This window comes from Methanococcoides methylutens, from assembly GCF_000765475.1.
GTDB classification, from domain to species: Archaea; Halobacteriota; Methanosarcinia; order Methanosarcinales; family Methanosarcinaceae; genus Methanococcoides; species Methanococcoides methylutens.
This window is the reverse complement of record NZ_JRHO01000009.1, coordinates 322210-343347: the sequence shown is the minus strand read 5'-3', so window position 1 is coordinate 343347 and position 21138 is coordinate 322210. Positions and strand designations below refer to the sequence as shown.

Below are 21138 nucleotides of genomic sequence, written 5' to 3'. Positions count from 1 at the left end.
TTATATGATTATATGTTATCAAATCTTCCTAAATGCACATAACCTTTTCGATATATCGAAACTTCTGCATCCTCTCTGTTTATCATAGTTATTAAAGTGTCATCAGTAACTTCGCCTACAACATTTAAATAACAAACGGATTTAGCGGCTTCCACCATCGAAGGTGATACCGTGAAAAGCAACTCGAAATCTCCGCCTGTGTAAAGGGCAAGTTCAAGGGCATCATCTTCACCGACAAGAGAACAGACCTCATCATCTATCGGGAGCTGGCCCTCATATATCCTGAATCCAATGCCGTTTGAATCCATGAGATCGTAAAGAGACATTGCAAGGCCATCGCTTGTATCCATCATAGAAGTAACCGCACCGGTCTTTGCAAGCTTTTGACCCTCATCTGTCCGGGGAACCGGCTCAAGTAATGTGTTCAGAAGTTCATCGCTGACATCAAGGTCATGCTGTATCGCCAGTAGTGCAGCACCTGCCGAACCTGCGTTTCCTGTAACACAGACAAGGTCGCCTGGCTTCGCCCCGGTTCTTCTTAAAAGGTGTTCTTTTTTTACCATCCCCAGAGCAGTTCCTGTGATGGTCAGCTCGTCGTGGAGATCGATGTCACCACCGATGACCGATGTATCACAGAACTTTGCACAGGCATCCATGCCACGGGAAATATCTTCAGCATCTCCAAGCTGCATATCTTTCGTAACTCCCAGAGCAGAAAGGAAACCCATAGGTTTTGCACCCATGGAGGCCACATCGCTCAGGTTGACAGCAGCAGACATCCAGCCGATCTGCCAAGGGGTCATAGCAGCAGGAAAATCAGTCTTCAGATGAAGCATGTCCGTTGTGATGACCATGCAATCCTCATCCGAGATATCCAGGACAGCACAATCATCCTTTCCTGCGCCTGCCATGATGGAGCCACATTCATCCTGGCTGAAGATACCGCATAGTCTGGAAACAAGTTTGCGTTCAGCTATGTCGGAAATAAGATCAGACCTATCCATGGGATACCTTATAGTTTTAATATTTATTAGCAATGTGGTTAAAAAGAAGGGAAAAGAAAGAATTATCGCCATACCCTTCTCTTAACAAAAATAGCTGCACTGCCGACAATGGTCACGAATATCAATATTGGAAGAGCGATTCCAATAAAGATGATGATACCATTGACGCTGGCTATGAAACCACGCACTGAATCGGACAGAGCATCACGAAGTCCCCATGAATGAGTAATGTTGCGAGGCTCGGAGACACTTACAGATATGGTAGAGAAATCGATCCTGTCGTTAAGATAATTGAGCCTTCCTGTGAGGCTTTCGATCTCACCGCGAACACGACCAAGTTCTTTTTCCACTTCAAGAACCTCTTCCACGGTGGTAGCCATATCAAGGATCTCCTGAAGACGTTGTTCCTGCTTCTCCATGTTCGACAGGCGTGCCTCCACATCGATATATTCCTCAGTTACATCGACACCGCTGGTGCTCCTGGAGGTCACCTTCCCGAGAGCTTCGATCCTGTCAAGTACAGTATCATGATCAGCTGCCGGAACACGTATGGTGATGTATCCGGACATGCTTTCACTGTCCCCGTAGTAAGTATCATAGACAGATGAAGAGGAAACATAGCCATCATATTCAAATGCTATATTGCCAATTGAATCAACTGCTTCCGGAGCATCCTTTACTTCAAGGGAAACATCAGAAGTAGTTATCACCTTGCGTGTTATGCTGCTTCCTGTGGATTCCCCGCTGTCCGCTACATTTAAAGAGCTGTCATCAGAATCATACCAGGCCTCATCTGCACTCAGTTCGGCCATCTTGTTCCCAAAGGAAAAGCTTTCTTCCTGTGGTGCATACTGAGTATTGCTGTCAGTTGACATGCATCCTGCTGCAATAACGCAGGTGAGCAGGAAAATAAATAGTAATGGATATGTTCGCTTCATGTTGCTATGCTCCTATAACATTATAAATAAAGCTATAACGCGAACATATAAAGTTTTTACTTAAACTTCAGATTGATTCGAAGTTAACCTGTTCGTTGCCACCTTCTTTTGTCCTGACCCATACATTGTCGACAAACTCATGGGCACGTCTGGCAAGTTCCAGCATCTCATCGCGGGAAAAGGGTGTAATGTCACGCAGGTCCTCCCTCATTGAGTGAGCTGGCTGACCCTGCTGGATCACATAAGGAACATTCGAAATTGAAATATACGGAACAATAGAACTTGCGATCGCTGCGATGTCATCAGGATCACCCACAAAACCACGTATTGCAGTGGTGCGCAGTTCATATTCCACTTCCCTGTCAGTTACAATGGATATTGTCTGCTTTACCTTTTCCACAACTTCAGCAGGATCAGGAACAATAGCATCATCACCAAAACCGATGGCTTTGCCATACATCACAGGATCGTCCAGTGGAGCCTTGACATCAATAAAGAACTTGTCAACAAGACGGCCATCGATCAGTTCATCAACCACTTCCGGATAGTAACCGTTCGTATGGATACCCACAAGCAACCCTTTTTTCTTTGCATAGGCAGCCAGATGCATTACCGCTTTCTTTTGCACAAGCGGTTCACCGCCTGAAAACACGACGCTACTCACAAAGAGTGAGGAAGAATCGATCTTATTCTCAAGTTCCTTTGTATCCACCATATCAGAACCTGTAAGGATCTCGTAGTTCTGGCAATAGGGACACCTGTAAGGACAGCTACGTAAAAAAAGAACGACTGACGCCTTTCCGTGCCAGTCAACGGTTGATATGGGGATGATCTCCCCAAAATTCACTTTCATCAGATACCAGACATCCGGCACATCAGATCATATCAGCTGAAGCGTAACGCTTACGGTCTTCCAGCTCCTGTCTCTTTGCAGCATTCCAGCCACCAACAGCCTGAATGTATCCGGTGACCCTTGAAAGCTGTTCAACGTGATCTGAACCACAGTTCTCACAGGTATCCTTGAGGCCTGCCATCATATGATAGTCATCCATACAAACGGTCATATCCTTGGTGAATGCAAAGTATCCCACCTGGGTGTTCCTTGCAATGTTCATTGCAAAATCCTTCAGGCCCTTTGCATCAGGTGAACCCTCACCCATCCAGATGTGCATGATATCTCCACCATCAACGATAGGGAAGAACACATGTTCGATGTTGATCCTGTCAACTAGAGAAATATCGGCCCCAGGTGGTACGTGAGTACCGTTAGTATAATAGACCGGCAGGTCGTGAGTTTTCTTTATACCATCTACTGCTGCCTTGACATCGCCTTTTGCAACGGTGAGTACCTTTTCACTGTATTCCTCATGCAGCATATCTGAGACTGCGAACCTCTGGCCGGTAGTCTCTGCAGGAGTCCTTGCAAGAGCGATCTCCATACCATATTTCTCCGAAAGTTCTCTTCCATACATCTCCATCTCTGTCATGGCACGAATAGCAACCTTGAAAGCTGCCTTTGATTGATGCATCTGGGAACCTGTGTGGTACTGGACCATCTCATTAAGGCCTACAACACCGATGGTGAAGACCAGCGAATCAATATCCACCGCAATTGCACCTTTCTTACCGCTTATTGGGTCCTTTGGCTGCTGTGTTGCAAATGGCATCCTGCCATTGTCAATGATAGGTGTCATCCACTTGACCTTTGTCTGGAACACTTCCATTGCCTCATCCATGAGGTGCTTCAGGTGAGCGAACAGTTTCTGGTCATCACCATCTGCCTCATATGCAGCCCTTGGACAGTTCAATGAAACTACCTGCCAGGAACCCATTGAGAAATGTTTTCCGTCCCTGAAGTACATCTTATCCTCGAACTCAGCATCATCTTCCGGAGTTGCTGAGAACTGGTATGCACAACACTGGTAACAGGATATGCCCTCACCTGCTCCCCTGTATTCAGGAAGCTGGTTGTCAAAGTACGGAGTTCCGTATTTTGCGGTCAGTTCAAAGGTCATGGTGTACAGTTCATCATAGGTAGGAAGGTCCGGATTTGCACGGTTGAACATCTCATCCTCTGTCATGAAATCAGGCTCAATGGAGATCTCCGGCTTAGGGAAGTTGAATGGTTTTCCCCAGTAGTCGCCTTCCAGCATAACGTTCATAAGTGCCTTGAATCCAAGTCTTACTTCACGCTCATAGTCACCATAGACACGCCTGTCAGTATCATTGCTACCATCCCAGACACGACCCTTGTAGACCACAGGCTTGTCCTTCCACATCTTCGGGACACCTGGAGATAACTGTACTGAAGAGAACACAAGCTGACCACCACGAGCCACCATCATCTGTGTCATCTCATAGACGAACATCTGCATGAGCTGCTCGATCTCTTTGTATGATTTACCTTCGAAATATGGAGCACAGAAGGTAAGGAAATTGTAGAATCCCTGTCCGCCTGCAAAGTTGGTCTGGGCACTTCCAAGAGCCTTGACAGCATGCAGCATTGCAACTTCTGCTTTCATGGAAGGTCCTGCTACGCTTGCCTTTGCACCGGAACCATCAGGCATCAATCCATAATAGAAGAAATATCTCAGATCCCAGTCCTGGCAGAAAGCACGAGTACCAAAATATTCAAGGTCATGAATGTGCAGGTCACCGTTCAGGTGAAGATCTGCAACCTTTGGCGGGAGCAACAGAAGGTACTGTTCCTTTGAGATCTTGTCAGCTTTTTTCTTGTGGGAAGTTTCAGCGTTTTCCTGCAGGTTGGCATTCTCATTTGCCTCAAAGCCTGATCCCTGGTCGATCTCACATGCATCGAAAACAGGAGAGCCCACCCTTGTGGAGACATTACGCCATTCAAGATGTCCGCGCTCCAGCAGGATCATATTTACAAGTTCCCTGATAAGCGGACCTGAGAGGAACTTTATGTTCATACTGCGGATACGCTTCTCTGTTTCCCTGGCAATATCATGAGCTTCATCTTTTGTGATGGAATCGATACCATGATACCACTCGCTCAGCGCAGTTTCCTTCAGTAACTGGTTCACCACGATATTGCGGTCCCAGTTCACCATATGACCATCGGTTGTTCTAACCTTTGGCATTGTTGAGATAAACTGACCGTCAAGTGTCTGCTGCATGGACTGCGGTTCGGTGAGAGGCATCATGTCAGCTCCCAGCTTATCTGCATCCTGATTCTGTTCCTTTGTACCCACTTCTATTTCCCCTTCGGGATCATCGATAAGCTTTGTATTAGATGACAAATGATCACTTCCCTTATAATATATCTTTTAGTGAATCGAGGTTCACGCCTTCGCTGTTAAAGAGCTCATCATATGTCAGGAAATCATCATCTATCTGTAGCACCGGAGCTGTAACTGTGAACACACCGTTAACACGTAACTCTGTCAATGATTCGGGAGTTGACATGTCAGCCTCAGTGAAAGCCACATCGTTTGCTTTTAATACCTTCTTCAGCTGCACACATTTCGGGCATGTTTCCGTTGTATAGATAATAACACCAGGCATATTTCTTCCATCCATTTGATCTTTAAACATAAGCAAGAGACCCAACACACAAACCCCCCATAGCAACTGAAAATTTATAATCGCATCCAGTAGCCCCGGTATAATGCGGGAAAGACCTCTATATGAGTAAACCACTAGTATGGAGTTCTCAGTTAATAATGCTTTTTACACCTACAACTGAATAACAACGTAACATAGTAGATAACAAATGTGGTAACAAATCCTATAATCCATTATTATTATAATGACATGTACCAAACCATGTTTGTTATCAGTACTGGTACTAAATGGGTAAGACTAACTGGAACAACCAGATAAATGACCTTTGCCAAAAGATGTATATCATAAATTCCATAATACCAGATACATCCCACAAGCAGAGGTGTAGAAAATAAACAAACAGCTAGCATCAGGCTGCCATCCCATAGATGAACTTCTGGGAGGCGGATTCGAAGCAGGAGTAGTTACTCAGATATTCGGAGAAGCCGGCAGTGGTAAAACGAACATATGCCTCCAGCTTGCTGTTGAATGTGTTAAGAAGGGGAAGAAAGCGATCTTCATTGACACAGAAGGAATCTCTGCCGACAGGTTCAGGCAAATAGCCGGAGAAAATGCCAAAGAGATCGCACAGGACATCATCATCTTCGAACCCCATAATTTTGAAGAACAGTATTCTGCAGTAAGGGAAACTGAGAAAATAAGCACAGAGAATGTCGGTCTTATTATAGTGGACTCTGCGACTGCATACTACCGGTTAGAACTGGACGATGATGATTCAAGTATCAGGACAAGAAGAGAGCTATCGAACCAGATAGGATTCCTTCATAGCCTTGCACGTAAGCGTGGCATCGTGGTGGTAATAACCAACCAGGTATACTCAGATATCAATACCAATACGCTCAAACCAATAGGAGGCAGCGGTCTTGAACACATATCCAAGACGATCGTCCAGCTTGAAAGAACAGGCACCGGCACACGCCGTGCAAAGCTCTGGAAACATAGATCCCGTCCCGAAGGTACCACCTGCGAATTCACAATAACCGCAGATGGTGTCAGGTAACTTCTTTTTTTAGATCAATGCCGTAGTTACATTCTGGCAATGGTAATGTAACCAGTGTGTCCGACCCTTGAAGTTGAAGGACGTGTGCCGCGGTCTGAGAAGGACATAGCACGCTCAATACATTCAATCGTCCTTACTTCGAAGAAATCAGCTTCATCTATTGCTTTTCTTATCTGTGAGGTCTGCTCAAGGAACGGAGAATAAGTAACAAGGAAACCACCCGGAGCCAGTATAGAAGGAACATGAGGTACAACACTTGCTGAATCAATTGTATCAAGGATCACTGCATTGAACTTCTCGTCAAGCTCTCCGGCCTCATCAACGATATTACCACAGCGAACCTCCACATTTTCCAAACCTGCACGGCGGATATTCTCACGAGCCACATCAACGAAGTCCTCCCTTATCTCAAAGCTCAGTACCCTCTTTGCAATGGAACCCAGATACATTGCAAGAATACCAGACCCGGTTCCCGCATCGAGCACAACGTCGTTCTTGTTAATGCCGGTGTATCCCAGTATCATACCAATATCCTTGGGCATGATAGGTGCGCCAGTGCGCTTTGCATGTCTGAAGAAATCCGGCATCCTTGGAAGCTGAATCACGAACTCCTGACCCATGTGGGAAACCACAGTATCGCCAGCATCTTTTTCCAGAAGCTCTGACATCTCGATCATACCAAAGTCCGTGTGGAACTTTTCATCAGATACTGATGTAATGAATTCCCTTATCTTTCCTCTGTGGCTGGTCTTTAACAGCACTACTTCACCTAATTTCATCTATTTGCACCTGATGTCCTTTTTTTCCTGTCCCTTTGGTACCTTGCCAGAGGAATTGTCACAATATCGCGAGGTATTGAATGTTTGTTCATTGTAAGATACTCGGTCATCATCCCGAACTCACGCCCATAGGAATCAACGATCGAAGCAGCATACTGCACACCTGCATCGGTGAATGCATACTCATAACGCTGCCTGAAGCGTCCGTCCTTCTCAAAGTAGCGCAGGTCCTCGTCCACAATACCCATGGCGACCAGCAGCTGAATGTCCTCATAGACCTTGTTGCTGTAAGGGAAACCGTATCTTGTGTGGAAATCATAGTCGAACAGGTATTTTAACCTGCTGTCCTCCTTGAAGAATGCTACATTCCGATACAGCCATGTAATGTTCCTGATACGTGGAATTGAGATGAAGCCGTCCTTTTCCACCTCGAAAAGCTTGTGGATAGCATAAAGAAGAAGAATCAGACCTTCGATCGGCAGGTACTGGTCACCCCTTATAAAATTCAGCAACCTCGGGGAGAGGTCATCAACAAGATCACGCATCTTTTCTTGTGCGGAGGCCAATTCTGAACCTATAGCTGCATCCGGATGAGTGAAAGCCGTAAGGGACATCTGCCTGGATATAGCACGCACCAGTCCATTGGCAAGAGCCGATTCATCATAGAAGAAATTCTCATGACCACCTGCGATCACCATTGCACTCTTTGGAACACCTGTTGCAATGCTAAGGTCCACAAGCACATCACCTAATTCCTTCTCAAGCCCCTTCTCCAGCATCTTTGTTGCCACACCGTGTTGTGCGATCGTGGAAAGTGCCATCCTTGTTCCGGGAGAGAGCGTCTTTTGATTGAACCTCGCCACAGGAGTATATATCCTGCCATCACGGATATCGCTCAACAGCTTCCTTGCAGCCTCATCGCCATTCCTGCTTATCAGATTGAGCAGGTCAGCATCATTATAACTTGTAAAGAACTCTGCCACCATTTCAGCAACTGCCCCATCCCCAAGTTCTCCCCTCAGTTTTAACAAAGTGTTTTCCAGGGCATTCAGAAGCATCACCCTCACAGACTGTGTGAGAGGGTGATGTATGATAGCAGTGTAGTGATGGGAGCGGGCAATAAGCATGGATTCTACTGCTGCAAGTGTCAGTTCCTCACCGAAACTTCCAGCCTCAGGATCACCAAGGACCACATTATCTCCCCTGATACAGAGACATTGTATGATCTGATCAAGATCGATGAGCCCCAGCGATACACCTGTATGATATGAATCCCTTAGCAAAAAGTCGATCCTGTCTGCATCGATATCACCGGACATTAATTGTGAAAGATACGGTTTTTCAATGGAAACGTCACCTGTGGCAATCTTTGATACCTCGGAAAAGAAATCATAAGGGTCCCGACCAAGCTCATGAGATACAAATCTTGAAATAACAGACGTTCCCGGCAGGACCTTTGAAACGATATGTTTTGTAAAAGCCTCATGAGTAAGGAAGCCTTTGCCATTAACTTTCGGCCTAATCTCAGGATCTCTTTTGAGGATACTTTCCACAGCGTGGGAAAAAGCAGAATGACCAATATCATGAAGAAGGCCTGCAAGCCTGAGTTTCAGTACAGACTCGTCCTCAAGTTCAAGATAATTACCTAAAAGAGATGCTGTGTGCATGGTACCAACGCTGTGCTCAAAGCGTGTATGATTAGCACCTGGAAATACGACATCTGCAAGCCCTAGTTGCTGTATGCCCCGAAGTCTCTGGAACTGTGGAGTATCGATCAGAAGCTGTTCTAATTCGGATAAAATGATAGTTCCGTGAACAGGGTCATGGAACACCCTGGGTTTTGTCATTAGACAATAATATGAAAAGACCATATATAAAAAGAATGTCGGGACTATCCAAAAAAAATTCATTAATTGGAAGATTACCGGAAGAACAAATTGAATACTTTTTTATCCGGAAGTGCCATTAGAGGTCATGAAGTGGTCCACATGAGAACAATAGACTGGAATGATGAAGCCAAAAGTATCACATTGGTAGACCAGACATACCTGCCAAAAGAGCTCAAGATCATTGAATGCGATAACCTTGCTTCAATTTGTGAGGCAATAAGGTCACTGAGGGTAAGGGGTGCTCCTGCACTCGCAGCAGCTGGCGGGTTTGGAATGGCACTTGCAGTAACCCTCAGCAGTGCAACATCCATGGAAATGTTGCTCAAGGACCTGAAGGTCGCTGGTGACACACTCAAAGCAACACGGCCTACAGCGATAAATCTTGCATGGGCTGTTAACAGGATTCTAAAAGCAACAGAAGATGCCTATGACCTTGACAGCATACAGGACATTGTGATATCCGAAGCACTTAGAATTGCAGATGATGATGTGAAGATCAATAAAGCCATCGGAAAGCACGGCCACAGGCTGCTTGAAGACGGTGACAGGGTCATGACACACTGCAATGCCGGCAGGATGGCATGTGTGGACTGGGGCACAGCACTGGGAGTTATCAGATCTGCAGTGGAAAAGGGAAAAGAGATAGAGGTCATTGCCTGTGAGACACGGCCGTTGAACCAGGGTGGGCGTATCACCACATGGGAACTTATGCAGGACAACATCCCGGTCACGCTTATCACAGACTCCATGTCCGGCCATGTGATGAAGAACGGCATGGTTGACAAAGTAATAGTGGGTGCAGACAGGATCACACAGGACGTTGTCTTCAACAAGATCGGAACTTACACACACTCAGTGCTTGCAAGGGAACATGAGATCCCATTCTTTGTTGCAGCACCTGTTTCCACATTCGACCCTAACGGATGGGAAGAGACGGTAAAGATCGAAGAGAGGGATGGAGATGAACTTCGCTACATGGGCGGCGAACAGATAGCTCCGGCGAATGTAAGGGTTTACAATCCGGCATTTGATGCCACCCCTATGGAGAATATTACTGCTATTGTTACTGAAAATGGAATATTCCAGCCACCATTCCTGCTGGATGAAGTAATAATGTAAGCAAACTAACAGCCACAAAGTTTAAAAATTTAAAAAACAATCGGAGAGATTATGGCTAAACAAAAATCTGGCGGAAGCGGACTTATGTCATCCGCGGGTCTTATGAGATATTATGATGCAGATAAAAGAGCAATTCACCTGCAGCCAAAGACAGTTATGGTCTTTGGGGCACTCTGTGGAATTGTTATTCTTGCATTAAGTGCAGGTTTTGGCCTCTGGCCATAACCTAATTCACACTTTTTAGTTTGATTTTTTATATAAGATCAGAACAGCTTTAGAAGCAGCTTTTTTACCCTTAGCCATAGTGTTTACATTAAACTTAGTTTATCATTTAGCTTAACTTCAGTTAGTTAAAGTCCACCTAGTTAAACTTAACTTAAATAAACTATACCTAATCTAACTTAACGTAAGACTACTAATTTAAAAACTGATAAAAAATGTCGGATAAAAGGATGATCCGACTTTAGCCACCACGTGCTTCTTTAATTGCTTTTGCGATCTTTCTAGCAACCATGGTCTTTGGCTCTTCATTATCAACCAGTATACGACCACTTCCTTCCCACCAGGAGCGAGGATATTTTTTTTCGGTCTCTACCTCAGGGTTCAGGTTCAGCTTCTCAGCTGCTTTTGAGAGTTCTCTGAGATCGGGTTTCTCCACAGAACTTTTCCTGGAGATGATCCTGCCACCTTTTCTGGACCTGGACCTGTCCAGGTTTGCCGGCCAGATAACCAGTTTCCCTTTGTCACGCATCATCATGTGGCATAGATTGGAACTCATATAATTTAAACTTGGTCAAATGTCACACCTCAAAAATATAAAATAGTGTCAGAACCCATAGGAAAGCAATTGTAAAAAGGAGATATCAAATGGCATTTTTCGGTACAAACGGAGTAAGGGGCATTGCCAATGAATACATCACACCACAGCTTGCAATAGATGTTGCAAAAAGCCTTGGGACCTATATGGGCTCAAAGGGAATAATCGCTGTAGGACGTGACACAAGAATATCAGGAGATATGCTAAAATCTGCAGCTATCGCAGGAGCACTTTCCACAGGAGTTACGGTCATAGACATAGGCACCGCGCCAATTCCTGCAATACAATACTATGTAAGAGACCATGCTGATGCAGGTATCGGAGTTACCGCATCCCACAATCCCAGAGAATACAACGGGATAAAGCTGGTTGCAGGGGATGGAAGCGAATTCTCACGCGAAGGAGAAAAAGTTGTAGAAAAGATCTACATGTCAAAGGAGTTCTCTACCGCAAACTGGGACAAGACAGGCAACTTCCACATAGACAACAATGCCAACGAATACTACATCAACGGCGTCATAAATTCAGTGAATGCTGAAAATATAAGAGAAAAGAAATTCAAGGTCGTTGTGGATACCGGCTGCGGCGCCGGCTCCCTCACATTACCATTCCTACTCAGGAGACTTGGGTGCGAGGTCATCACACTTAATGCACAAATCGATGGAACATTCCCATGGCGCAACCCAGAGCCTACACCTGATGTCCTGACAGAGCTTGCAGACATCGTGAAGAGCAGAGGTGCAGACATGGGTGTCGCACAGGACGGAGATGCTGACAGGGCAGTTTTCTTCGATGAGAACGGAGATTTCATTGATGAAGAGATCCTCCTTTCCATGATGGCAAAATACATCCTGGTAAATAATAAGGGACCTATCGTTACACCGGTAAGTTCCTCCCAGAGAATGCTGGACGTTGCTGAGGAAGCAGAGGTCGAACTTCACTGGACAGCCGTCGGGTCCATCAATGTGGCAAGAAAAATGATGGAAACAGGCGCAGTCTTTGGAGGAGAGGGTAATGGCGGACTTATCTTCCCGGAGCACCAGTATTGCCGTGACGGCGCCATGGCAGCTGCAAAACTGCTTGAGATAATGGCATCCGGAAAAACATTATCAGACCTTGTGAAAAGTGTCCCTGAATATTTCAATTCCAAGACGAAGATCCGCTGCACCGAACTTCAGGCAGCCATGGAGAGCATAAAGGAACACGTTATGGGTGGAAAATACGAAGTTGATACCACCGATGGTGTCAAGGTCTGGCACGAGGACGGCTGGTTGCTTATCAGACCATCAGGAACCGAACCCATAATACGCATATTCGCAGAAGCAAAAACAAAAGGAAGAGCTGAAGAGCTCATGAACGAAGGTGTGAAACTAGTAGAAAAGTGCAAGGCCTGATAATCAGGCCTTCCCCCTTGATTCGCCACAAACAATACCTGTGGCGATCATATGAGCAATACGCAAGGGTTCGGGAATGTTACCCCTTGTGGAAGACAAACGTACTATCTCACATGCCAGGCAAGCTTCAATGCCTGCACACTGAATGAAAACAGGATTTGAGGGGTCCTTTGATATTGCCCTGATGACCCGACCTGCGCGCATCATCATCTGTAACCGCTTATCGGCATCCGGCAGATGACACAGTGCGCTTTTTATTTTTTCAAAATCCGGAACCTCACGCATAAGGACAATAACAGGGATGCCGGTTTCCTCGTTCAGCTTTACGATGTCCACCGGATTGAAACCAGCGTAGGTGACACCATCCAGCATAATGACCCTTATCTGGTCATAATGCTTGCTGGAAGTAACCATTTCTACGATCCTGTCGGTAGCGTCCATCCCATCCCGGGTGACCTCAGAACGCATTACCCCATCCATCCACTGCCCTCCCCGGAAGAAAGCACCGACTATCAATATATTGTCACGAATCAGTGCAGAATCATCGATGCCGAGTATTCTTATCTCCGGTTTGATATGAAAAGCCAAGCTCACACGACCGATCTGAAAGTGTTATGAGAACATCTGCAATGACTGGTCAGTTATGACATCCGGTGATGACATGACCTTTTCCACAGCTTCGATCAGGTTAGACATACTGATACTGTCATTGTTCTGGCGAACCGCGAACATACCTGCCTCCATGACAATAGCTCCGATGTCAGCACCACTTGCACCTTCAGTTAGTTTGGCAAGTTTCTCATGGTCAACGTTGCCATCAATTGAAAGCAAGTCAGTATGGATGCGGAATATGGTCTCACGACCGACCTGATCAGGAAGAGGGATCTCGATAACACGGTCGAACCTTCCCGGGCGGACTATTGCCGGATCAAGTACGTCCGGACGGTTGGTTGCGGCTATTATGCGAATGTCACCTCTGTTGTCAAAACCATCCATCTCGGCAAGCAGCTGCATGAGAGTTCGCTGCACCTCACGATCTGCACCGTTTGTGTCATTCAAACGCGTAGCAGCAATGGCATCCAGCTCATCGATAAATATGATAGCAGGTGCTTTCTTTCTTGCCATCTCGAAGATATCACGCACAAGTTTTGCACCATCACCTATGTATTTCTGCACAAGTTCAGAACCTACCACTCTTATGAAAGTAGCATGCGTCCTGTGTGCCACAGCTTTGGCGAGTAGCGTTTTCCCGGTTCCGGGAGGACCATAAAGCATTACCCCTTTAGGAGGGGAGATGCCTATGCGCACAAAGGATTCCGGTCTTGTTAAAGGAAGCTCCACAGATTCACTGATCTCCCGTATCTGGTCATCGAGACCACCTATCTGGGAATAATCTACCTCCTGAGAGTCGATAACTTCCATAGCAGATACAACAGGTTCATCTGATTCGGGAATAACCTCAACAACGGCTAATGTCTGCTGATTCAAAGCTACCCTGACACCGGGAACCAGAACATCCCTATCAAGTTCCAGAGAAGCCTTTACAAGAAATTGTGGACCGGTGCTGCTTCTGATAAGAACCTTATCATCATCAAAAACATCAACCACATTCGCAACTACCAGAGGCACGGATTTCAACTGATCCAGTTCCGTTTGAAGCCTCTGAGACTCACGCTCATACTTGAGCTTCTGGGATTCCATAAAGCGCTTTTCAGACTCCATTTGCCCACATTGCTCTTTCAGGAGCGTGTTGCGAGACTCCAGCTGCTTCATTCGATCCAGCAGATATTTAGAAAAGTCCTCGTCGTTTCCGGAAACGAGATCTCCGGCATTATTACCAATACTATGGAAGCCGTAGTTATCGTTTCTTGGCTCATCATCTATTGTTTCACTCATAGTCCCGAATAATATTTAAGTAGAGACGATATATAGCCCTTTCGTAAAGAGCAATGCAAAGAGCCTTTAAGAGATGATACCAGATGCAATGCGAAATATGTGGCACAGAGATCAAAGGACAGGCAGTAGACGTCACAATTGATGGAAGCCAGCTTAAAGTGTGCAGCAAATGCTCACAGTATGGAACTGCAGTAAAAGCTCGATCACCCGTGTCCAGGAAGATATCACCAGTATCTCCCCAAATAAGAAGAGATGTCCCAAAAAGGACTGGACAAAGACGCGATCCTTTTGCAGAACTTAACGATGAACTTGTTGATGAATACGACAAGCTCATACGCGATGCCCGTGAAAAAAGAGGATGGAGCCAGGAAGTGCTTGCCGCAAAAGTAAAGGAAAAGGCATCACTTATCAAGAAGATCGAACGAGCAGAGATCGTCCCCGAAGATTCTGTAAGGAAGAAGATCGAAAAAACACTTAATATCCACCTTACAGAACGCCTTGGTGAAGGGGAATGGAATGCTGATCGCCTGAACAAAGGTACTACCCTTGGCGATATTGTGACCATCAAGAGAAAATAAAAAAGCAGACTATGGCCATTTACCAATGGCCTTTTTTTATATAAACGGACTAAGCATCAAATATTTCTAATCAGGAAAAGGAAAAAATATGCACCTTACAGACAAGAAGATCGGATTCATAGGCACAGGAAAAATGGGAGAATCCCTCATAAGAGGTATCCTTGGAGCACACAGCGACATCAGCATCTATGCAAGTGATGTCTACGAACCTGCCCTGGAGAAACTTAATAATGAACTTGGCATCAGCGTTTCCACAGATAATGCCCATACCATCGCGAACTCCGACATTGTCGTTCTTGCAATTAAACCACAGATACTTAAAGACATACTTGCACGGATAAAAGATAACATCACATCCGACAAGCTCGTAATATCAATTGCTGCCGGCGTTCCTCTTGCAGCTATAGAAGATGAGTTGAACAGCGATGCAAGGGTCATACGAGTAATGCCAAATATCGCTGCAACAGTCGCTGAAGCTGCATCTGCAATATGTACAGGAAGCAATGCAACCAAAGAGGATGCAGAGGTCGCACTCGATATATTCAGATCCCTTGGAAGTGCCATCGAAGTCCCGGAAAAGCTCATGGACGCAGTCACAGGACTTTCAGGCAGTGGCCCTGCATACATATTCCCTGTTATTGAAGCAATGGCAGACGGTGCAGTCTATGAAGGACTTGACCGTGCAAGCGCTATTACACTTGCAGCACAGACAGTTCTTGGTGCCGCAAAGATGGTCCTTGAGACAGGAATGCATCCTGGAGAGCTTAAGGACATGGTAACATCCCCTGCAGGAACCACGATCCGAGGAATACACACTCTCGAAGAGAGTGGGATCAGGGCTGCTTTCATGAATGCAGTAATTGAGTCATCCACAAGGTCAAAGGAGCTAGGTAAGTAAAGATTACTTTCCTTTGAAGTTATAAAATAATAAAATAAAGAACAATATCCAAAGATTGATATATCTTTATGACCCTATTTATTTTATTAAACTTCAATAAAGTTTATGTGGGGACAAAAAATGAAATCTTTTGCGGTGATTCGGGCAGAGGACCCGAATAAAATAAAAATAGCTTTGCACGATCTTGAACACTATGGAAGTATGAAGTTTGGATCAAATCCAAAAAGGATCGAACCATCATATGCAGATCAGCTTCTTGTAAGCGTTTCGGGAGTACCATTAAAAGCAAAATGTAATTCTGCTGCTTTGGTGGAACTTGATACCAACGCAGGCGCTGCAATCAGTAAGTTGAGGAAGATACATCCTCCGGCACATGTTGTTATCGTCAGTCCAAGACATGATGCTTTTGAGGAACTCGCAGACAGTTCCGAGCTCTACCCTGAATTTGACAGGGCATTCGAAATATAATAGCGGCCATCACAGCCGTATTTTTCTTTTTTTAGTTCATTTTCACATAACTTGCCTTGTAATTTCAAGTATATTTTTAAAATTGTAAAATACAGAAGTAGTTAAAGCACTATACTTAGAAATAAACAATAAAAGGTCAAGAATAAAATGATAGTATGAAGATTGTATTAATACTGCATTTATGACAGATTGCCCAGGTCAATTATGGGATGATCATAGGACAGACCTTAAGACAGATCATAGACTAAATTATAAGATTTCTTAAACGAATTTAAAGATAATTAGTAGATGAACTTCAAGTAATAATTTATAGAATCGTAAAAGAGAATGGGGCCGGGACCGAGAGTCGAACTCGGATCGTAGCCTCCACAGGGCTACAGGATAACCGCTACCCTACCCCGGCATGGTAATAGGGTGCTTCACAGCGAAGCACCTTATACTAGTACTTTTGTTAGATAAACTTTTTCCTCAAAATGAAGAAAGAGGGCTTATTTGAGCCTTTCAATAATAAGCTCAGCCACTTGTTTACCGGAAATAAGCATTCCACCGAATACCGGACCCATACGTGGTGCACCTGCTACGGCATTGGCTGCCATCCCATCAACATACAGGTTTGGATATACTTCCTTTGTCGTTTCCACAAGCATGCGCTCTCCAACGTCTGCCCACATTGGCTTCTCACCGATGACACCAAGATCTCCAAGCTTTGCACCAGGGACCTTGCGCTGCACAGTATTACAGACAGCGGCTTCATGACCGGTACCATCGACCACGACCTTGGCACGTATTGCCAGAGGGTCAACATGAAGTCTTCCGATCTCCACTGCAGTCCAGTTGATGACAAGTCCACATACCTCATCATTGTCCCTGATCATGACATCTTCAACATTCACAAGGTTGAAGATCTCAGTACCTGCAGTTGTTGCACCACTTATGAGCTTACCAACGGACTCAACGGAATTGGCTATGTAATAACCTTCCTCATATTCATGATAGGTAATATCAAAATCATCCAGAATATGGCGTGCTTCTTCCTGAACAACGATACGTGGGAACATCATTCCGCCAGCCCACATGCCACCACCCACGGACAGCTTCTTCTCGTAGATCACTGTTTTTAAGCCTGCTTCTGCAAGATACTTTGCAGCTACAAGATTTGCAGGCCCTCCACCTACAAGTGCAACATCCACTTCTGTGTAATCAAGGAATACCTTAGAGAACTCGTCTATAATCGCTCTTGAAATTGTGACCTCATCAAGTTTCATATTACTGCCTCGTGATAATTAAAATCCAAAGGGTCATTGGATACATATATCTTAAACTTATTGGAACCGGCAAACACCGCTATACAAAAAGGATAAAACTGAATGAAAAGGATAAATCAAAAAGAATAGAGAATAAAGATCATGCCTTTTTTAAAGTGACCCAGAACATGCTGCCTTCCCCATTCGGATTGTCAGCAACACCGACCTTACCGCCATGCAAGTCAACGACCCTCTTAACAATAGCAAGTCCTAATCCCGTACCTTTTATGTTGCCTTTATCCAGCCTCTTAAAGCGTTCAAAGACCAGTTCCTTATCCTCATCAAGGATACCAAAGCCCTGGTCCATGACCGTTACCTTCCAGTCCCCACCAAGATCCTCAATTTCCACAGTGATACAGGTATCCTCAGGACTGTACTTTATTGCATTTGACAGTAAGTTTACAAAGACCTGCTCGATCATCGGATCGACAAGTGCAGGATAAGAGCCTTTAAGAGACATATGTAGGTTCATCCTGTTTTCATTCAACTGCGACTCAAGGGTGTGCGTAACATTGTTCAGGATCTCACCAAGGTCCATAACATTGAGCCTTACCTTAGATACTGACTCGATCTTTGCGAACGTAGCAGCACTCTCGATCATAGTGATAAGTTTTTTATTCGTACGCTCGATCGCCTTAAGCATACGCAAATCACCATCTTCAAACTTACTTCTTTTGAGAAGAATATCAGTGAAACCTTTTACAGCACCTGCAGGGTTCATTAGATCATGCCGGATAATGTCAATAAAAAGATCCTTCAGTTCATTGGAATGTTCCAGCTGATTTGCATAATCTTTCAATGCAACTTCTGTTTTTTTGCGTTCTGTGATATCTTCACCGGAACTTAAGATACCTGAAATATTACCATTCACATCCATGAGAAGGGAATTATGCCAGCTTATTATCCGCCCCTCACCTTCAGCAGTGATTATGGAATTCTCAGAGTATTCAAATTCGTCAATTTCACCATTTAGCAAACTGGAGAATATCTTCTTCGTATGATCGGATTCTTCTGGAGGCAGGAATGAATCGAACCAATTCTTTCCAATGACATCCTCTTCATCCCTCTCAAGGATCTCACAACCCTTCCTATTGACAAGCGTCACATTCTGGTTCTTGTCAAGTACCAGAAGAATGACACCTGCAACATCAAGATATTTCTGTGCCTCGTCGCGCTGGGAGATGAGACTATTATGCAGTTGCCTGATCTTTATAAGGGACTTGACCCTTGTCTCAAGCTCAAGCCTGTCAACTGGTTTTGAAAGAAAATCGTCCGCACCTGCTTCTATACTTTTTATTTTATCATCTTTACCTGAAAGCGCAGTTACCATAACAACAGGCAGGAACTGATAAAGAGGATCCTCCTTCAGGGTTGTACATACATCAAACCCACTTACATCAGGCATCATGACGTCGAGAAGAACCAGATCGACATTTTCAGTCCTCGCCTTTTCAAGTCCCTCTGCACCACCATAAGCAGAGATTACCTCATAATCCCCGGAAAGATAGATCTCCATTAGCTCCACATTCAAAGGTTCATCATCGACGACCAGTATTTTTGGAACTGAACTTTCATTCATAGTTACACCAAAAATAACTCCGTTAAGCAGATCCCTTTAGATAATCAGCTATTTGATCCTTGAATTCAGGCACATTGATGGGTTTGGAAATATACCCAGTACACCCGGCATTCAGGAACTTACACCCATCGCCAGTCATTGAATGGGCCGTAAGGGCCACCACAGGTATATCTGCAGTTTCCATATCATTCTTAAGATGCTCAAGCACCTCGAGTCCATCCATGCGAGGAAGCTGCATATCCAATAAAATAAGATCATAATTGCCCTTTTTAACTTCACTAAGAGCTTGCGCACCATCTACTGCCTGCCCAACCTTATAACCCCATGATTCCAGCAGAACCACAGTCAGTTCCATATTCATAGGATTATCCTCCACAACCAAAATTTGTTCCATAATTATCACTTTTGAACGATCGTTATTTAAAATTGGTAGCTCTCTTTAAATTTTATCAGGAACACCTGCGTACCGCCATATTAAGGAAAACACACCAACAAACCTGACATCATGCACCCATTCTGGCATACTATAAAACATCTTTATAGAACTATCACTTTTTGCATATAATATATCACAGGTCAATATATAATAATTATCCCGTTAAGATCATATACAGAAATGTAATTAGTTGCCTCATTCTAAGATTAGTAATATATCCACCATTCGAGCTCCAGATGAAATATAGAGGAGGAGCTTTCAGGAAATAGATTAAATCAGATCGTTTACTAATACCCTCATCGTAAGACGAAAAAGAGTTGATAAAATAGTCAGATCTGCCCAGAAGACAACACTAAATAGAAATAGGGAAGAAAACATCGAAACATCCGACTCCACTGCAGACATAGTCATACTAAAACCCAAGGGGTACCCACTTAGCAGTATGCTTGATGAATATCCAGAGATAGAAGACCCTGATATCTTCGAACAATATGCAAGAAAACAGTGGAAGGGATTTCTGGCACGCAAGGGAGAATACCTTTTTGACCACAGAATGTACCCCGACTTTGCTTACAAGATCCTCGATGTGGAACCGCCCGAATCGGTCATTGGAATGGAAACCACCATAGTTGTCAATGAGGATGATAAGGTCCCTATTACACCCGAGTTTGCGACAAGGATCACATTTGAAGATGTTATCGGCCAGACGACTGCCCGTAGGAAATGTAAACTTATCGAGCGTTTTCTCGAAGATGCGGACAGATTTGGTAAATGGGCGCCCCGAAACGTACTGTTCTATGGCCCATCCGGAACTGGCAAGACAATGCTCGCAAAAGCTCTTGCCAACAAAACAGAGGTACCGCTGTTGCCTATAAAGGCTACACAGCTTATCGGAGAATTTGTAGGAGAAGGTGCCCGCCAGATACACCAGCTTTATGATAGGGCTGAAGAGATGCAGCCATGCATAATCTTCATTGACGAACTGGATGCCATTGCACTGGACAGGAAATTCCAGGAACTAAGAGGAGATGTGGCAGAGATCGTGAACGCACTGCTTACCGAAATGGATGGGATCGTGGAGCGCAAGGGAGTTTGCACCATAGGAGCAACGAACCGTATCGATAGCCTTGATTCTGCCGTAAGGAGCCGATTTGAGGAAGAGATCGAGTTCATGTTACCCGATGAGCAGGACCGCCATATGATAATTGAACAGAACATAAGCACATTCCCACTTCCTGCCAAAGAGATTGACCTGCAAAGGGTCGCAAAGCTTACAGCAGGACTTTCAGGAAGGGATATTGTAGAAAAAGTTCTAAAGAATGCATTGCATCAGGCGATCATAGATGACCGGGAAGAGGTCACACAGGAACTTTTTGAGAATGCAATTTCCAAACTGGTTAAAAAAGAAGACACTGGTACTTTGAATAGACTTTATATATGAAAAATGAAAG

At 44.7% G+C, this 21138-nt stretch carries 21 protein-coding genes and 1 tRNA gene; 8 read left to right on the top strand and 14 right to left on the bottom strand.

The window, feature by feature from the left end:
* Positions 1-8 precede the first annotated feature (8 nt).
* The 5 genes from thiL to LI82_RS04090 form a co-directional block, all read right to left on the bottom strand.
* Positions 9-1004: a thiamine-phosphate kinase gene (gene thiL / locus LI82_RS04110; RefSeq protein WP_048193659.1), complete on the bottom strand. Its 996-nt coding sequence runs from the start codon at positions 1002-1004 to the stop codon at positions 9-11.
* A 62-nt stretch (positions 1005-1066) separates the two neighbouring features.
* A complete protein-coding gene (locus tag LI82_RS04105; protein ID WP_048193658.1) occupies positions 1067-1942 on the bottom strand; it encodes a DUF4349 domain-containing protein in 876 nt (291 codons plus the stop codon).
* Positions 1943-2009: 67 nt separating this feature from the next.
* Positions 2010-2795 carry an anaerobic ribonucleoside-triphosphate reductase activating protein gene (locus tag LI82_RS04100; RefSeq protein WP_048193856.1) on the bottom strand — a complete coding sequence of 262 codons (786 nt, stop codon included), beginning with the start codon at positions 2793-2795 and terminating at the stop codon, positions 2010-2012.
* A 22-nt stretch (positions 2796-2817) separates the two neighbouring features.
* On the bottom strand, positions 2818-5109 hold the full coding sequence (gene nrdD / locus LI82_RS04095) for an anaerobic ribonucleoside-triphosphate reductase (RefSeq protein ID WP_081955739.1): 2292 nt from the start codon (positions 5107-5109) through the stop codon (positions 2818-2820).
* A 109-nt stretch (positions 5110-5218) separates the two neighbouring features.
* Complete coding sequence (locus tag LI82_RS04090; protein ID WP_048193657.1) at positions 5219-5470, bottom strand: glutaredoxin family protein; 252 nt, start codon at positions 5468-5470, stop codon at positions 5219-5221.
* A 391-nt stretch (positions 5471-5861) separates the two neighbouring features.
* Here LI82_RS04090 and radB point away from each other — a divergent pair, with 391 nt between their 5' ends.
* Complete coding sequence (gene radB, locus LI82_RS04085) at positions 5862-6530, top strand: DNA repair and recombination protein RadB (RefSeq protein WP_048193656.1); 669 nt, start codon at positions 5862-5864, stop codon at positions 6528-6530.
* Positions 6531-6556: 26 nt separating this feature from the next.
* Here the strand turns inward: radB and LI82_RS04080 are convergent, their stop codons facing one another.
* Both LI82_RS04080 and LI82_RS04075 read right to left on the bottom strand, forming a co-directional pair.
* Positions 6557-7309, bottom strand: coding sequence for a tRNA (adenine-N1)-methyltransferase (locus LI82_RS04080; RefSeq protein WP_048193655.1), 753 nt, complete (start codon positions 7307-7309; stop codon positions 6557-6559).
* Entirely contained in the window at positions 7306-9156 is a 1851-nt protein-coding gene (locus LI82_RS04075) for an HD domain-containing protein (protein WP_048193654.1), read from the bottom strand. The genes LI82_RS04080 and LI82_RS04075 overlap by 4 nt, the downstream gene beginning before the upstream one ends.
* 141 nt (positions 9157-9297) lie before the next feature.
* Here LI82_RS04075 and LI82_RS04070 point away from each other — a divergent pair, with 141 nt between their 5' ends.
* Together LI82_RS04070 and LI82_RS04065 are read left to right on the top strand one after the other, a co-directional pair.
* Positions 9298-10317 (top strand): S-methyl-5-thioribose-1-phosphate isomerase, encoded by a 1020-nt coding sequence (locus LI82_RS04070; RefSeq protein ID WP_048193653.1) that lies wholly within the window; start codon positions 9298-9300, stop codon positions 10315-10317.
* A 51-nt stretch (positions 10318-10368) separates the two neighbouring features.
* Positions 10369-10542 (top strand): preprotein translocase subunit Sec61beta, encoded by a 174-nt coding sequence (locus LI82_RS04065; protein ID WP_048193652.1) that lies wholly within the window; start codon positions 10369-10371, stop codon positions 10540-10542.
* A gap of 238 nt (positions 10543-10780) precedes the next feature.
* On the opposite strand, the gene LI82_RS04060 is transcribed toward LI82_RS04065, so the two are convergent.
* Positions 10781-11095, bottom strand: coding sequence for a signal recognition particle protein Srp19 (locus LI82_RS04060; protein ID WP_236622656.1), 315 nt, complete (start codon positions 11093-11095; stop codon positions 10781-10783).
* A gap of 89 nt (positions 11096-11184) precedes the next feature.
* Between LI82_RS04060 and glmM the strand changes: the two genes are divergently transcribed.
* On the top strand, positions 11185-12528 hold the full coding sequence (glmM, locus tag LI82_RS04055) for a phosphoglucosamine mutase (protein ID WP_048193651.1): 1344 nt from the start codon (positions 11185-11187) through the stop codon (positions 12526-12528).
* 3 nt (positions 12529-12531) lie between these two features.
* Here the strand turns inward: glmM and LI82_RS04050 are convergent, their stop codons facing one another.
* Both LI82_RS04050 and LI82_RS04045 read right to left on the bottom strand, forming a co-directional pair.
* Positions 12532-13122, bottom strand: coding sequence for an endonuclease dU (locus LI82_RS04050; RefSeq protein WP_048193650.1), 591 nt, complete (start codon positions 13120-13122; stop codon positions 12532-12534).
* Between the two features lie 18 nt (positions 13123-13140).
* Positions 13141-14424, bottom strand: a complete 1284-nt coding sequence (locus LI82_RS04045; protein WP_052402714.1) for a proteasome-activating nucleotidase — start codon at positions 14422-14424, stop codon at positions 13141-13143.
* Positions 14425-14507: 83 nt separating this feature from the next.
* Here LI82_RS04045 and LI82_RS04040 point away from each other — a divergent pair, with 83 nt between their 5' ends.
* The 3 genes from LI82_RS04040 to LI82_RS04030 all read left to right on the top strand — a co-directional run bounded on the left by LI82_RS04040 (position 14508) and on the right by LI82_RS04030 (position 16368).
* Entirely contained in the window at positions 14508-15002 is a 495-nt protein-coding gene (locus LI82_RS04040) for a multiprotein bridging factor aMBF1 (protein WP_048193649.1), read from the top strand.
* 88 nt (positions 15003-15090) lie between these two features.
* Entirely contained in the window at positions 15091-15900 is an 810-nt protein-coding gene (proC, locus tag LI82_RS04035) for a pyrroline-5-carboxylate reductase (RefSeq protein WP_048193648.1), read from the top strand.
* A 120-nt stretch (positions 15901-16020) separates the two neighbouring features.
* Positions 16021-16368: a DUF356 domain-containing protein gene (locus tag LI82_RS04030; protein ID WP_048193647.1), complete on the top strand. Its 348-nt coding sequence runs from the start codon at positions 16021-16023 to the stop codon at positions 16366-16368.
* A gap of 328 nt (positions 16369-16696) precedes the next feature.
* Here the strand turns inward: LI82_RS04030 and LI82_RS04025 are convergent.
* The 4 genes from LI82_RS04025 to LI82_RS04010 all read right to left on the bottom strand — a co-directional run bounded on the left by LI82_RS04025 (position 16697) and on the right by LI82_RS04010 (position 19645).
* Positions 16697-16771, bottom strand: a tRNA-His gene (locus LI82_RS04025).
* Positions 16772-16856: 85 nt separating this feature from the next.
* Positions 16857-17633, bottom strand: coding sequence for a sulfide-dependent adenosine diphosphate thiazole synthase (locus LI82_RS04020; RefSeq protein WP_048193646.1), 777 nt, complete (start codon positions 17631-17633; stop codon positions 16857-16859).
* A 139-nt stretch (positions 17634-17772) separates the two neighbouring features.
* Positions 17773-19251 carry a response regulator gene (locus tag LI82_RS04015; RefSeq protein WP_048193645.1) on the bottom strand — a complete coding sequence of 493 codons (1479 nt, stop codon included), beginning with the start codon at positions 19249-19251 and terminating at the stop codon, positions 17773-17775.
* 22 nt (positions 19252-19273) lie between these two features.
* Positions 19274-19645 (bottom strand): response regulator, encoded by a 372-nt coding sequence (locus tag LI82_RS04010; RefSeq protein ID WP_048193644.1) that lies wholly within the window; start codon positions 19643-19645, stop codon positions 19274-19276.
* A gap of 367 nt (positions 19646-20012) precedes the next feature.
* Between LI82_RS04010 and LI82_RS04005 the strand changes: the two genes are divergently transcribed.
* The gene (locus tag LI82_RS04005; RefSeq protein ID WP_048193643.1) at positions 20013-21128 is read left to right on the top strand and encodes an AAA family ATPase; all 1116 of its coding nucleotides are present in this window, start codon (positions 20013-20015) and stop codon (positions 21126-21128) included.
* Positions 21129-21138 lie beyond the last annotated feature (10 nt).

Excerpts from the sequence above, each read along its gene's own strand:
- thiL (WP_048193659.1), bottom strand. The coding sequence starts at position 1,004 with ATGGATAGGTCTGATCTTATTTCCGACATAGCTGAACGCAAACTTGTT.
- LI82_RS04105 (WP_048193658.1), bottom strand. The coding sequence starts at position 1,942 with ATGAAGCGAACATATCCATTACTATTTATTTTCCTGCTCACCTGCGTT.
- LI82_RS04100 (WP_048193856.1), bottom strand. The coding sequence starts at position 2,795 with ATGAAAGTGAATTTTGGGGAGATCATCCCCATATCAACCGTTGACTGG.
- nrdD (WP_081955739.1), bottom strand. The coding sequence starts at position 5,109 with ATGATGCCTCTCACCGAACCGCAGTCCATGCAGCAGACACTTGACGGT.
- LI82_RS04090 (WP_048193657.1), bottom strand. The coding sequence starts at position 5,470 with ATGCCTGGTGTTATTATCTATACAACGGAAACATGCCCGAAATGTGTG.
- LI82_RS04080 (WP_048193655.1), bottom strand. The coding sequence starts at position 7,309 with ATGAAATTAGGTGAAGTAGTGCTGTTAAAGACCAGCCACAGAGGAAAG.
- LI82_RS04075 (WP_048193654.1), bottom strand. The coding sequence starts at position 9,156 with ATGACAAAACCCAGGGTGTTCCATGACCCTGTTCACGGAACTATCATT.
- LI82_RS04070 (WP_048193653.1), top strand. The coding sequence starts at position 9,298 with ATGAGAACAATAGACTGGAATGATGAAGCCAAAAGTATCACATTGGTA.
- LI82_RS04065 (WP_048193652.1), top strand. The coding sequence starts at position 10,369 with ATGGCTAAACAAAAATCTGGCGGAAGCGGACTTATGTCATCCGCGGGT.
- LI82_RS04060 (WP_236622656.1), bottom strand. The coding sequence starts at position 11,095 with ATGAGTTCCAATCTATGCCACATGATGATGCGTGACAAAGGGAAACTG.
- glmM (WP_048193651.1), top strand. The coding sequence starts at position 11,185 with ATGGCATTTTTCGGTACAAACGGAGTAAGGGGCATTGCCAATGAATAC.
- LI82_RS04045 (WP_052402714.1), bottom strand. The coding sequence starts at position 14,424 with ATGAGTGAAACAATAGATGATGAGCCAAGAAACGATAACTACGGCTTC.
- LI82_RS04040 (WP_048193649.1), top strand. The coding sequence starts at position 14,508 with ATGCAATGCGAAATATGTGGCACAGAGATCAAAGGACAGGCAGTAGAC.
- proC (WP_048193648.1), top strand. The coding sequence starts at position 15,091 with ATGCACCTTACAGACAAGAAGATCGGATTCATAGGCACAGGAAAAATG.
- LI82_RS04030 (WP_048193647.1), top strand. The coding sequence starts at position 16,021 with ATGAAATCTTTTGCGGTGATTCGGGCAGAGGACCCGAATAAAATAAAA.
- LI82_RS04020 (WP_048193646.1), bottom strand. The coding sequence starts at position 17,633 with ATGAAACTTGATGAGGTCACAATTTCAAGAGCGATTATAGACGAGTTC.
- LI82_RS04015 (WP_048193645.1), bottom strand. The coding sequence starts at position 19,251 with ATGAATGAAAGTTCAGTTCCAAAAATACTGGTCGTCGATGATGAACCT.
- LI82_RS04010 (WP_048193644.1), bottom strand. The coding sequence starts at position 19,645 with ATGGAACAAATTTTGGTTGTGGAGGATAATCCTATGAATATGGAACTG.